The sequence below is a fragment of the Eubacterium sp. ER2 genome (genome assembly GCF_000765215.1).
Classification (GTDB): Bacteria; Bacillota; Clostridia; order Lachnospirales; family Lachnospiraceae; genus Claveliimonas; species Claveliimonas intestinigallinarum.
Genome location: NZ_JPJE01000021.1, coordinates 62,102 through 74,411, shown reverse-complemented (window position 1 = coordinate 74,411; position 12,310 = coordinate 62,102). Strand labels below are relative to the sequence as shown.

The following is a 12,310-nucleotide window of genomic DNA, read 5'->3' as shown; positions in this document are numbered from 1 at the left end:
TGGCAATCGGGACTGTGACATATGGTGTGCGTAAAGTAATTGTGTCACTTCCGCCAGTGAAAGTCAACTGGCGTCTTTACTTGTCAAGGTGCCACGGAATTTTCTTTTTCGGAAAGCCTTTCTTCGGCTTCCTCCACTATCCCGAAAAGTGCGCCCATCGACATTCTTGTGCGCCCCTCATCGTGGATATGTAAAATCCCGTCTAAAAACCGTTTCATATCCTCAATCGGTACTTCCATCTTCTTGCGGTATACCTGTTCCATGATTGCCCCGGACTCTATGGCGTACCGTCCAAGAGACTCTTTCAGCCCTTTGTCCTCCGCCACACGGTCAACTTCCTCCATAGCATCAGCAAAGTAGCAGGTCATAACCGTATACAGGTCAACCATCTTGCCGAGAAATGTCGTGAGAAGCTGCTGGTGCGGCTCGCCCTTTACTGTATAGGAAACTGTGTCCAGATATTTCCTGATGTGTTCCTCAATATCCCGCTGGCAAAGAGTATAGGTGTCATATTCCTTATCATCGGAAAGACCTGTCAGCCATTCGGGAGTTGTGAGCAACGCTTCCGCAAGACCGTTGATAACCATTGTGCGCTTCGGATCAACTCCGTCCGCTTCATACCGCTGAATGGTGGATTTGTTCACGCCTACACGCCTGCCAAGTTCCGGCATGGTAATGTTTAACTCTGTGCGGCGTTCCTTAATCCTCCTACCGACCTGTTTTGCGGTGAATGTGGTTTCTTTTTTCAAGGTGTTCACCTCCTGACTGGTATCAGTATAACACGCCGATACTTATTTTGCAACCTTTATCTCAATGAAAGTTGTAAATAAACTATGAATGGTTGCAAAATAGGTTGACAAGAGATGGCAGAATAAGTATAATGATAAAACAGTAGTTGCAAAATGAGTATTCTAAAAGGAGGTTGATAGAATGAGCGCAGTCAAAATGGGACTTACCATAGAGGAAGCCGCAGAATGTACGGGTATCGGCAGGAACACCATGCGGAAGCTGGTGGAATGGGGAAAGCTGCCCGTCCTCAAAGTGGGGCGCAAGACCATTATCCGCAGGGACACGCTGGAACGGTTTCTGACGGTCAATCAGGGAAGAAATCTTCTGAAGCCCGATGATGTCCGCAGAGTGGAATGACCATCCATTCTCTTTTCGGAAAGTAACCCTAAGCCCTCGGCGTTTGAGAGCGAAATACACCCCTCGCACAAATCTTCGATTTGTACTCCGGGTATTTCGCCCTTGCAGGGGGCTTCCGTATCAACCGCCTGCGGCGTATGATACGGGGCTGTCACCGCTGCCGCAGCGACAGCCACAACCGTAAACGGTTGCAAAAAAAGGACGCACCTTGACAACAGAAAACGGAGATGATGTATGCCGAGACACAGTTTTATCCAGATGTCAAAACTGCCCAATGTCAAAGGGCGAATATCGTATATTACAAGCCATGCAAGGCAGGAAAATCTCTATGCCACCTACCGCACCGCCGACAGCACCTTTTGGAGCAACCTTGCAAGGGAAAGCCAGCAGGAGTTTCAGCGCAGCGGCACAGAGGGCAAATGTATCGAAGCAAGGGAACTGATTATCGCCTTGCCCGAAATCTATACGCAATACGAGCCGCAGCAGGTACTCACGGACTTTACAGAGGAGTTCCGCAGGCGGTACGGTGTGGAGTGCGTGTCCGCCCTCCACCACAACAAGCGCAAGACAAATTATCATATCCATCTGATTTTCAGCGAGAGGAGGTTGCTCCCCGAACCTGATGTAAAGGTTGCTTCCCGCAGCGTGTTCTTTGACGAGACTGGAAAGCGTGTCCGCACCAAAAAGGAAATCACGGGGGAGGACGGGCAGATACGGAAAGGCTGTACCGTCATCAAAAAAGGCGAGGTATACGAAAGCCATCTGTTTACTACCAAAGATACACGCTTTAAGGGAGAGCCTTTTCTCCGAGAGATAAAGGAAGTGTATACAGAACTTATTAACTGCCATATCTCCGATCCTGAGCAGCACTTAAAGGTATTTGATAAAAACAGCGTCTATCTTCCGGCCAAGAAAATCGGCAAAAATAATCCCAAAGAGGACGAAATCAAAGCCGATAATGCCGCAAGGCAGGAATGGAACAGGACAGCGGATATGGCGTTATTATCAGGTATCTCCGAAGCAAAGATTTTAGAAGTCAAGCAGACAGAGATACACGAAAAGGCGAGCCAGTCTATCAAAAGCAAGGGCTGGCTGCCGGGTCTGTTCCGCAGTATCGTAAACAAGGCTAAGGACTTCCTGCAAAACTTAATCCGTGAACACGATATGCCGCCGAAGCCTGTCCTTGAAATAGATATGGCAGAGTTCCGTACCATGCAAAAGCTGATGATAAAGGCGCAGGATAAGGCGAAAGAAATCCGGCATTTGCAGGATACGGTACTTCCGAAGCTGAAACAACAGCTTGCCGATACAAAAGGGATTTTCAAGGGTAAGGAGCGCAAGGCGCTCACAGAGCAGATACAGCGGACAGAAAAGGAAATCGCTGAAAAGCTGGATAAACTGCCCGATGTTCTGAAAGAGGACGGTTATCCCGATGTGCAGGCGTACATGGCAACCTACCGTAAGGCGGAGGCTGTTGTGGAGCAGTTCAATCGTGACCTTGCCGCATGGGAGCAACAGGTCAGGGAAAAACAGAAACCCGCCAAAAAAGAGCAGGCAAAGCCGCCTGAACGAGAGAGCGTGCTGAAACGCCTGCGTCAGCTTCAGGCGGAGGGTAAGCAGAGAAACCAGCCGAGACAGAGAAAGAAATCCTTTGACAGAGACAGCCGATAGGCACGAAAAACCGCCGCTATGGTATCACCCATGCGGCGGCATACATAAAAATCTTATTTGTGTTCTGCAAGCGTGACTTTCATATCCTGAGCATTGATGCTTGTTTCCTTTTTGCACTTCGGACAGTAGAGAGGGAAGTTTCTTAATTCTGTATCTTCCCGTATCATTGTGCGAGTTTTATTGCCGCAGATAGGGCAATATATCCATTCTGTGGCTTTCATGTTACTTTTCTAATTTCAAGTCTTTTATTTTTTGAGATATTCTCTCAATGACCTGTATAAAACATTCATCACTTTTGCCCGTCGGATCGGGAAGTCCCCAATTATCATCAAACGCTCTACCGATATAGGGACAACCGACATCACACCCCATTGAAATCGCAATATCGGGCGTAGGGATTTTATCAATCGTCTTGCTATACTGGCTTTGCTCCATATCTATCCCATAAAGCTGTTTCATAAGCCGCACAGCGTCCTGATTGATTTGTGATTTTGTTTCTGTTCCGGCAGAATAGAAATCAAACTTATCTCCCGCCAAATGTTTTCCAAGTGCTTCTGCAATCTGACTGCGGCAGGAGTTATGCACACAAATAAAGGCTACCTTTTTCTTATCCATCGTTAAAACCCCAGCTTGTGCAGCAGAGCAACCACATCAGCAGCTTTCAAAACCTTACCCATAGCAACAACCTTTTCGTTGACAACAAGAGCAGGTACACTCATAACGCCATATTCCATAACCTTTTTCAAGTCCGTAATATATTCTACTTCTACGGAAATCCCCATTGCTTTAACGGCGGATTGTGTGTTCTCATAAAGAGCATGACAACACCCTGAACCTAATACCTTGATACAGCAGATTTCTCCCTCTTTCAAATCAGGACAGCAATCGTTTGTAATGCTTTCTGCTTCGCTGGCAGCACAACCGCAGCTACAAGCGCAAGCAGGTGTTTTCTTTTCTTCTTCCTTTTTCTTTCCAAAGTTAAATAATGCCATAATAATAACCTCCTAAAATTAAACAATTAAATATTGTATTGCGTTGAAAAGATAGCCTACAATAATAATACCAGCAGCACATATTCCAATGAAAATACCAAGCAGTTTCGGTTTGACCGCCTTGCGAAGCATAATCATTGAAGGGAGCGAAAGCGTAGTAACGCCCATCATAAAGGAAAGGACAACGCCGAGCAAAGCACCTTTTGCAAGCAGGGCTTCTGCAATCGGAATTGTACCGAAAATATCCGCATACATCGGAATACCGACTATCGTAGCAAGAATTACGCCAAACGGATTATTTTCGCCAAGTGCTTTGACAATAAATTCTTCAGGAATCCAGTTGTGAATGAAAGCACCAATGCCCACGCCGATCAGAACATAAGGAGCAACCTTTTTAGCGGTTTCAACAACCTGTTCCCACGCAAATTTCATACGGTCTTTGAAATGCAGTTCCTCCTGCGGAACATCAATCGAGTGACCGTTTCGGATATATTCTTCCACTTGATTATCGAGGTGCAACTTTTCAATTAGCGTTCCGCCAGCCACAGCGATTACCAAACCGAATATTACATATAAAACAGCAACTTTCCAGCCGAAAATACTCATCAGTAAGACAAGGCTTCCGAGGTCAACCATCGGCGAAGAAATCAAAAAGGAGAATGTAACGCCAAGCGGCAAACCTGCGCTTGTAAACCCGATAAACAACGGAATGGAAGAACACGAGCAAAACGGTGTTACCGTACCAAGGAGCGCAGAAATTATATTTGCGCCGATACCATGAAACCTTCCAAGAATTTTCTTTGCCCGTTCCGGCGGGAAATAGCTTTGAATATATGAAATAATTAAAATCAGAACCCCTAACAACACCATGATTTTGATTGTGTCGTAAACAAAAAATTGAATACCACCACCGATTTTGCTCGTTGCGTCTAATCCGCAAGCGTTAATTAAATTACCTATTAGACGATTAAGCCATGCCATACCTACAACTTCATTTTGAAAAAAGTCCCAAATTGTTTTTAGTGCCTCCATAAAAAGCTCCTTTCATATAGTCATATTGAAATATGTCGATCTAATATTCCGAATATAAGTCGTGCGGAAAAGCATTCAAATAAACTTCCTCACTTTTCACAGCACGACTTATTTTCGCTTTCAACATCAAGTGTTGTCAACTGCCGCAAACATTCTTTTGCCTGTTCCACACCTTTTTCTGAAATAGAATAGTGTGTCCATTTTCCCTCTTTGCGCCCGACAACTATTTCCGAGTCACAAAGAATTTTCATATGGTGGGAAAGCGTAGGCTGTGTGACATTGATTTCTTCCAACAGCTTGCAGGCGCATTTTTCACCTGAACGCAGCAGTTTTATAATCCTAATGCGATTTTCATCACAAAACGCTTTGAAAATTGCCGCAATTCTTTTTTCATCCATCTCTCTCAATCACCTCCTATAGATAAATGTCTATGTGTTATTATATGCAACACATAGAAAAATGTCAATATATTTTTTTGATTTAAGTGAAACAGCGGTAGGAAAACTAAATCCTACCGCTGTCTTCTTATGCAAAGATGATTTCTTTTTCCACAATCTCCTTTGCACACGCCCGTATGTTATTCATTCTCTGTGTCCATTCCAAAGCGTTTTCCGCCTTTAACTGCTCCGTAATACCCTGCACCCGTTTCATCTGCTCTGTGAGCCTTTCCATGCGTTCCTGCGCCTGCCTGTCGATGTCAGCAAGGTAATTGTTCAGTCTGCCGCTTGTGAACAAGGTTATGTAGGTGGCTCGGCGGTATTCTTTCAGATACCGCAAGTGCCGCTGTCCCCACAAACCAATAGGCTGTTCTTTTTCGGCTGGTAAGATAAGACATGGGATATAATAATCTCCTTGCAGTTCATACCACAGACCATTTTTATCATCGTAAATGTACTTGTCCATTGAAAAATCCTCCGTTATAATATATTCGCACATACATCACAGTTCTCCGATTGCCACACTTTGTTATATCTTGTTATGAGATTTTCTTGCCCTTGTATTTGCCCTTATGAGCAATGAGGGAAAGAGTAAACTTGTGTGTAACCGTATAAAGAGATAAGGCAGACACATTGCGATAAATCCTTTATTTTCAAGGCTTTTGGAGGATTTTATTAAAACACTGTAACCTCTGTTGAGAGGTCATAATTTACTGATATTCAAATTGTAATTTAAATATGTAATTTTGCACATTTTTGTAGTGTACACATCATTCGTTTTATGATATACTTTTATTGTAAGGTAAAGGAGGTGTCTCTATTTTAAAGATACCTTCAAATCATCAGCGAAGAAAGCAGGTGAAACAGTGCCGATATCTGAAGAAAGAAAAGAATACTTGTACGATTATAAAAAGTCCAAACTTAAGCGCATCCCCTTAGACGTTCAAAAAGAGAAGTATGAGGAGATTAAAGCAGCGGCCGATAAAACCGGGGAGTCTGTGAACGGTTATATCAAAAAGGCCATTGATGAACGGATGAAGCGGGAACAATAATATTCTTTTTTACTATTTATTCTTTTTCCACGGGCTATTTTAGCGCTTCATGAAAACGAGATTGGCGAAACCTTTTGGGATGATGAAGAATAGCCCTCTCACAACCGTCAACACTCTCACCATGAAAGGATGTGTTATTATGCCATTACTGCAACAGAACAAAGAGTATACCATTGAAGATATCTATGCCCTGCCTGACGGACAACGGGCGGAGCTGATTGACGGCCAGATGTATATGATGGCGCCTCCCACACGAAAGCATCAGCAGATACTTGGCGCCCTCTATCGTAAGGTTGCGGACTATATCGACAAAAAAGGAGGCTCCTGTGAGGTCGATATCGCCCCATTTGCCGTGTTTTTGAACGAAGACGATAAAAACTATGTCGAGCCGGATATAAGCGTTATATGCAGCTCTGACAAGCTCACAGACAAAGGCTGCACAGGTGCTCCGGACTGGATTATCGAAATTGTCTCTCCAGGCAGCAGGCGGATGGACTACTATACCAAGTTGTTCAAATACCGAACTGCCGGAGTTCGTGAATACTGGATTGTTGATCCAGAGAAAAACAGGATCATGGTTTATTCGTTTGAGTCCGACGATACCGCAGAATATACTTTCTCTGAAGCTGTCAAAGCCGGGATCTATGATGATCTAACCATTGATTTTAGCTCAATAGATATCTAAGTAGCAAACTGCTGCCCATGCCATCACTGGCGGGGCAGCTTTTCTTTCTTATTGGTACTTTTTTGGTACTTCTCTTGATTTCCCACTGCCGTCATGCTATACTATCCCACGTTGCAGACCCGCATAAAACCAAGGTCTTTCAAGGTCTGCCGGCGGTCACCGCCGTAAAATGTGCCGAGTGTTCGAGACCTTCCACTCGTAAAACAAAACTAAATAAATTTACTGTTCGTCAAGTTGCGTCTTATTGTTTTTCATAAGGAAAGCAGCTTTTTATCCGTTATCTTATACCGTCTGTTTTCATCTCATTTTGGCGTAACTTTTGGCGTAAACAAGGATATAATAAGAGGGCGGTTTCCGCCCTCTGCTTATTTAAAAAATGCTTGCTACTTTTTGCATTTCTTCCGCCTTTGTATTTGGAAGTACATGAGAATATAAATCCATTGTCATAGATAAACTGGAATGCCCCAAGATCGTCTTTAACGTCTGCGGCTGCATTCCGGCCTCTATCGCCCTTGTAGCAAAGGTATGTCTAAAACAATGAGAAGTAAATCTTTCTACGTGACTGCCTGTTTCGTTTATCTTTTTCAAAATCCGATCAATTTCAGCTTGTACACGTTCCCGGCTAATCGGTGTTCCTTCCGGCAGGTGAAAGATATATTCATCAATACTAACCACATTAGAATATTCTCTGTTAATTTTACGCTGCGCTTCAATAATGGACATGATTTCCGGTGTAGCTGGTATATCCCGCATTGATGACGATGTTTTTGGCGCATCTTCAAAAAAGCCTCTTCCCGTTTCATATTTTAAAGTGCGCCTGATATGGATAACGTTGTTCTTGCTATCAATATCTGAAAACTTTAATCCCCTGGCTTCGCCACTTCTCATTCCAGTTCTAAGCATTAAAGCAAATAAATTATGAAGATAACTTTCTTGAGAATACTTTGAAAATAACTCCTGCTCCTGAAGAGTTAATACCCTTCGTTCTGTCTTTTGTTTCTTCCGTGGCAATTCCGCCAACTTGACTGGATTTCGTTCTATCAGGCCATTTTTTAACGCTCTTTGGAAACATCCGTTCATTACCGCTGATATGATTTTCAAGGAAGATAATGCCATATCATCATCCAATAACTTGTTATATAACTTTTGGATATGTTCACCACGTATTGAGGAAACAGGCATTTTCCCTAGAGGCTCTTTGATGTAAAAATTATAATAATTCTGATATGAAATAAGTGTACCTGTTTTCAAGTCATTCTGCTTATATTCTTTAATCCATGTTTTGAACCAAGAGTCAAAAGTCACTTTTTCACGTTCAACAAACAGTCCATGTTCTAACCTATACTTTAAATCAGTCATAGCTTTTTTTGTCTCGGTAATAGTGGCACCTGTAACAGAATAATTTTTTCCATGGAACATGATCCGCCCTTGATACCTATTCCCGTTCTTCCGAATACCTTTCGGCAGTTTTTTCTCTGCCATACTATACCTCCGTAATTACTTCTATTACATCTTCACAGTTATCCCTGTACTGTTCCACATCCACCAAATACGCTACAAATATAATAAATCGGTATGTACTCAGCATCTGCGCCAGTATCTCCCGGCTGACTAATGCCTTGCGTTTCTCCGTGAAGTTATCTCCCGGCTCGTCGCGGTAGAGGAATGATGTTTTCTTTTTATACTCAATCAAATAACCTGTCATTACACAACACCGCCTCTGCCTGCTGCCACTCCTCGGATAAATCCCTGCTCAAAAACTGCACGGTTCACTCTATCAATATATTCATTGATACGCTCGTCCAGTTCATCCAGTTTGTCCGCTGGCACACATTCCTCAAGCATAGCTGAATAATTATCTGTAACACTGTCGATAATAGCCGCTACAACAGCAGTTGAATATTCATTTGTAATAATTTGATCCAGGCGCTTAGAATCAATCATTTCTCTCTGTTCCTTGATAATTTCTGTTGCTAAATTCATAATGCCATCTCCTTTTCAATTTTATCTTGAATATGAATTGCCTTCTGCACATAATCCCACGCAATACGGACTTCCATTAAAATCAATCCTCTATTCTGCGCAAACAACAGATCGTCCGTCATATCTGTAGTTACTTTCTGCAAATCATAGTTTTCTTCTAATGAACTCAACATATGCTCCGCCTTATCGAGGCAATCTTCTAACTCAACAAATTTGCATTCCAATTCCTGTTTAGTCATAATCTAAATCCTTTCTTGATTTCTGATCGGACTGCCTCTATAATTAAGACAATCCGGCTTTTCCTATGTGTTGTCGGGTTACTTAGCCTTTGTTGAAGTGCCAGCTTCTTCAAGGGCTTTCTTTAATCTAAGAAACGCTTCATCGTTGAGAATGCGATACTTCCAAATTGCATCTATCAGTTTTTCTATGTTATCCCACTCTTCTAACGAGAACGCCTTCTTTGCTTCACATTTCCAATCTGATAAATAATCATCTGGTAACTGTTTCGTCAATTCAACCATCCCTACTAGCCACTCTGCAAATTCTTTTTTTGTCATGCTTTCACCTCCGTTTGTATCTTTTGTAGATATTTTATATCGTTTATAGTTATTTGTCAATATCGTTTAACGCTATTTTTTATTTCTAATTGACTTTTATTTTCTTAAATCGTATAATATTTATTAATCAGGAGGTATAACAATTGATAAAAATTAAGGTGTCTGATCTACTCGGAAAACATAAAATGAATAGAAAACAACTTGCTGAAGCCGCCCATATTCGTCCTAACACTGTTGGCGCTTTATATGATGAAAGCATCCAGCGACTCGACAAGGATATGCTTAATAATTTATGTAAAGTCTTTAACTGTACTATTTCTGACATTTTGGAATATGTGCCTGATAAAGAAGATAAGTCTTGAAAGCCGGTTCGGGATATGCTATATTGATACTAGAAAAAGGGAAAGCCAGAAACACACGGCCTACCCCCAAATAATTACGATAACTGTTTTACACAGCCGTTCACTATTGGCAGTAGTGGGCGGCTACTTCTTTCCCTTGAAGATCTCATAACAAAGACCAACAAGAGCGACAATGAATATCATCAACTGGATTAAATCCGAGTATGTAATGTTCATCGGCATCGCCCTCCTTTCTTTCGTCTGGAGGGTTTGCCCCTCCGATAAGTGGAGGGTAGGCCGCCTTTATGCGCTCTGACTTTCCGTGCAGATAGTATAGCACATCTAGCTAAGTCAGGCAATTTATTTTATGTCTGAAAATGCTTGTGACTTTGTTCTCCCACAAATCAAGTATCGAACAATATTATTTCCAATTATTTTCAATCTCACCGGCTGGAATGATCCGCTCCACAAGAACAGCAAACTCTGCCCCGTATATATTTTTTCTTGTACCAATCCCAATTTGAGCGTAATCTCCAACTTTTGCCCCGCTCTCAAAGCACTTTATTTTCACTTTACTCCCTTGATAATCCAATTCCAAAGTTGTCAACGTGTACTGTTTTCCATTCCGGCTCATTCCGTTGTACTCACTTGTTCCGATAATTTTCAATACTAAAACATTATCCATGTAATATTGTTCCCCCTTTTGGGACTTACTGGCGGCTTCAAAGGTAGGAGCAGAAACCGCCACGCCCACAATCTTATTTAAATTGTATATGTCTCTGCATTTTCCGGCTTAAATTCCGGCGGTGTTATTCCCAGAAACTGCGCTTGATAGCTGTTTGCCCGTCCATTAGTAACAGTATAAGCAAAACAAAAATCAACATAATCCCCTTGCTTAATGCCCGATGTATCAGACATAAGAAAAGAAATTTTACCATCTTTCGATAAAACCGAAGGCACAGCGATAACTAAGTCATTCCCCTCAACTTCAAAAACTTTATGACTTGTAATTCCATTCATACGTCTGTCCACCTTTGAAAAACGTGCGCTTTCTAAATGATGCATATTCCTACAATCTCCTTTTTATTAATCCAATTTACCAGTGTCAACATATCCTGCAATCATGTTTTGATAATCGACGCCCATAAGAGAAAACTTATCCGCGATATCCGGCTCTGCTTCAAGAATCTGTTTCATTCGGGATTTTCTTTCCTGTTCATCTCCTTTTTTAGTTTCATCTACAATTTTCTCAAGGCGTGTTCTTTCTTTTTCAGTCAATGTATAGCTTGTTTTTACTCGTGCCTTGCTCCAAAGTTCTTCCGCTTCACTAAGCGATCTATGATTTTCTGCATACTCTGCTGCAAACATTTTTTGATAAAATTGAAAATCACCGTAAACAATACCGTTTATTTCATTTTTACCTAATAAATCAGCGCCTGGGAACTGTCCGTTTTCGGATTTTCCGACATATGCGGAAACAGCCAATTTTGCATCAGATTCTGCTTCCTGCAATGCTGCAAGATATGTAGAAAAATCTGGAAACTTTGCAAGATAGCCGCTGTTTTTTGCTACTTCGCAGAAAATTTTTTGTGCAAAAAGATTGTTCTCAACGCTGCTTTCAATTATTGATAATTCGCTGCGTGAAAGTTTGATGCCAAAATCATGCATACACTGTAAAATCTGCAATGTTCCCGGATCAACCGGCTTCAGCGCCCAGCGTTTCAGATCATTTCTTATGTCCTCACAAATATCGGAAATTGCTGTTTTTGCGTGATCTCGTTCCGCAGAAACATTCCCGGAATAATACGGCCATACCTGCGTCATGATTTCTCTCTTAAAAACCTCCGGGCGGTACTTCTCTTCCATGCCTCTAGCCTTTGCGCAATATTCAGAAAAATAGCGATCCGCCCGTTTCTGGAAATCAAGCACAATTTTCTTAATTTCTTCAAATTTTGTCATTTTATCATTCATCTTTATTTCTCCAATCATTATTTATAATATTTCAAAATTGAGTTTTCAACTAACTGCGCACCCGTATCAAGTCCACATCGCTTTAGTAATGCGCTTTTAGCTTCTTCTTGTCTTTTATGGCGCTCTGACAATTCTATGGCAATTCTGCCCTGTGGTGTCTGCGCCATATCTAAACGCCGTTTCTGATTTCTGCAATCTTCAAGTTCCCGTTGTGTTAATGCCATTTTTTTAATCTCCTTTCTATGTTTGCCTGATAAATGATGTAGTTCTGTTCTGGCTTATCTCTCGCCATGTGTTCCCCTTTCCGGCTATCGCCTTTTTATGATTTTCTGATTTTTCGGAAATGCCTTTTATTCTTGCGGCAGAAAAGACACGTCACTCCCCCTCTGCGCACGAATACGCAAGACCCCCTCTGCCCTTCATGATTCCATCTCAACAAGTCT

21 protein-coding genes are annotated in these 12,310 nt (G+C 42.0%); 5 read left to right on the top strand and 16 right to left on the bottom strand.

Going from position 1 to position 12,310, the window contains the following annotated elements; genetic code table 11:
* Positions 1–83 precede the first annotated feature (83 nt).
* Complete coding sequence (locus tag NI21_RS0108435) at positions 84–758, bottom strand: helix-turn-helix domain-containing protein (protein WP_225363674.1); 675 nt, start codon at positions 756–758, stop codon at positions 84–86.
* A gap of 172 nt (positions 759–930) precedes the next feature.
* Here NI21_RS0108435 and NI21_RS0108430 point away from each other — a divergent pair, with 172 nt between their 5' ends.
* Entirely contained in the window at positions 931–1,146 is a 216-nt protein-coding gene (locus NI21_RS0108430; protein ID WP_002586623.1) for a helix-turn-helix domain-containing protein, read from the top strand.
* Between the two features lie 234 nt (positions 1,147–1,380).
* A complete protein-coding gene (locus NI21_RS0108425) occupies positions 1,381–2,817 on the top strand; it encodes a MobA/MobL family protein (protein WP_002586622.1) in 1,437 nt (478 codons plus the stop codon).
* 53 nt (positions 2,818–2,870) lie between these two features.
* Here NI21_RS0108425 and NI21_RS16370 read toward each other — a convergent pair whose 3' ends face one another.
* From NI21_RS16370 to NI21_RS0108400, 6 genes are all read right to left on the bottom strand, one after another.
* Complete coding sequence (locus tag NI21_RS16370; protein WP_074141147.1) at positions 2,871–3,038, bottom strand: cysteine-rich KTR domain-containing protein; 168 nt, start codon at positions 3,036–3,038, stop codon at positions 2,871–2,873.
* 1 nt (position 3,039) lies between these two features.
* A complete protein-coding gene (locus NI21_RS0108420) occupies positions 3,040–3,432 on the bottom strand; it encodes an arsenate reductase ArsC (RefSeq protein ID WP_002586621.1) in 393 nt (130 codons plus the stop codon).
* Positions 3,433–3,434: 2 nt separating this feature from the next.
* Entirely contained in the window at positions 3,435–3,809 is a 375-nt protein-coding gene (locus NI21_RS0108415; RefSeq protein ID WP_033125794.1) for a thioredoxin family protein, read from the bottom strand.
* 18 nt (positions 3,810–3,827) lie between these two features.
* Positions 3,828–4,841, bottom strand: coding sequence for a permease (locus NI21_RS0108410; protein WP_033125793.1), 1,014 nt, complete (start codon positions 4,839–4,841; stop codon positions 3,828–3,830).
* 89 nt (positions 4,842–4,930) lie between these two features.
* Positions 4,931–5,239 carry a helix-turn-helix transcriptional regulator gene (locus tag NI21_RS0108405; RefSeq protein WP_033125792.1) on the bottom strand — a complete coding sequence of 103 codons (309 nt, stop codon included), beginning with the start codon at positions 5,237–5,239 and terminating at the stop codon, positions 4,931–4,933.
* Positions 5,240–5,366: 127 nt separating this feature from the next.
* Positions 5,367–5,744, bottom strand: a complete 378-nt coding sequence (locus tag NI21_RS0108400; RefSeq protein ID WP_002586617.1) for a TnpV protein — start codon at positions 5,742–5,744, stop codon at positions 5,367–5,369.
* Between the two features lie 400 nt (positions 5,745–6,144).
* Here NI21_RS0108400 and NI21_RS0108395 point away from each other — a divergent pair, with 400 nt between their 5' ends.
* Positions 6,145–6,330: a hypothetical protein gene (locus NI21_RS0108395; RefSeq protein WP_033125791.1), complete on the top strand. Its 186-nt coding sequence runs from the start codon at positions 6,145–6,147 to the stop codon at positions 6,328–6,330.
* 139 nt (positions 6,331–6,469) lie between these two features.
* On the top strand, positions 6,470–7,015 hold the full coding sequence (locus NI21_RS0108390) for a Uma2 family endonuclease (protein ID WP_033125790.1): 546 nt from the start codon (positions 6,470–6,472) through the stop codon (positions 7,013–7,015).
* Between the two features lie 369 nt (positions 7,016–7,384).
* Here the strand turns inward: NI21_RS0108390 and NI21_RS0108385 are convergent, their stop codons facing one another.
* From NI21_RS0108385 to NI21_RS0108365, 5 genes are all read right to left on the bottom strand, one after another.
* Entirely contained in the window at positions 7,385–8,497 is a 1,113-nt protein-coding gene (locus tag NI21_RS0108385; RefSeq protein WP_033125789.1) for a site-specific integrase, read from the bottom strand.
* Between the two features lies 1 nt (position 8,498).
* Positions 8,499–8,720: a hypothetical protein gene (locus NI21_RS0108380; RefSeq protein ID WP_033125788.1), complete on the bottom strand. Its 222-nt coding sequence runs from the start codon at positions 8,718–8,720 to the stop codon at positions 8,499–8,501.
* Positions 8,720–8,998, bottom strand: coding sequence for a hypothetical protein (locus NI21_RS0108375; protein WP_033125787.1), 279 nt, complete (start codon positions 8,996–8,998; stop codon positions 8,720–8,722). The genes NI21_RS0108380 and NI21_RS0108375 overlap by 1 nt, the downstream gene beginning before the upstream one ends.
* Positions 8,995–9,237, bottom strand: coding sequence for a hypothetical protein (locus NI21_RS0108370; protein ID WP_033125786.1), 243 nt, complete (start codon positions 9,235–9,237; stop codon positions 8,995–8,997). The genes NI21_RS0108375 and NI21_RS0108370 overlap by 4 nt, the downstream gene beginning before the upstream one ends.
* 78 nt (positions 9,238–9,315) lie before the next feature.
* A complete protein-coding gene (locus NI21_RS0108365; RefSeq protein ID WP_033125785.1) occupies positions 9,316–9,555 on the bottom strand; it encodes a hypothetical protein in 240 nt (79 codons plus the stop codon).
* A gap of 143 nt (positions 9,556–9,698) precedes the next feature.
* On the opposite strand from NI21_RS0108365, the gene NI21_RS0108360 reads away from it, so the two are divergent.
* Positions 9,699–9,917 carry a helix-turn-helix transcriptional regulator gene (locus tag NI21_RS0108360; protein WP_033125784.1) on the top strand — a complete coding sequence of 73 codons (219 nt, stop codon included), beginning with the start codon at positions 9,699–9,701 and terminating at the stop codon, positions 9,915–9,917.
* A gap of 400 nt (positions 9,918–10,317) precedes the next feature.
* Here the strand turns inward: NI21_RS0108360 and NI21_RS0108355 are convergent, their stop codons facing one another.
* From NI21_RS0108355 to NI21_RS0108340, 4 genes are all read right to left on the bottom strand, one after another.
* Positions 10,318–10,581 (bottom strand): hypothetical protein, encoded by a 264-nt coding sequence (locus NI21_RS0108355; RefSeq protein WP_033125783.1) that lies wholly within the window; start codon positions 10,579–10,581, stop codon positions 10,318–10,320.
* Between the two features lie 77 nt (positions 10,582–10,658).
* Positions 10,659–10,961 (bottom strand): hypothetical protein, encoded by a 303-nt coding sequence (locus NI21_RS0108350; protein WP_033125782.1) that lies wholly within the window; start codon positions 10,959–10,961, stop codon positions 10,659–10,661.
* A 21-nt stretch (positions 10,962–10,982) separates the two neighbouring features.
* Positions 10,983–11,867, bottom strand: coding sequence for a hypothetical protein (locus tag NI21_RS0108345; protein ID WP_033125781.1), 885 nt, complete (start codon positions 11,865–11,867; stop codon positions 10,983–10,985).
* A gap of 17 nt (positions 11,868–11,884) precedes the next feature.
* Entirely contained in the window at positions 11,885–12,091 is a 207-nt protein-coding gene (locus NI21_RS0108340) for a hypothetical protein (protein ID WP_033125780.1), read from the bottom strand.
* Between the last annotated feature and the right edge of the window lie 219 nt (positions 12,092–12,310).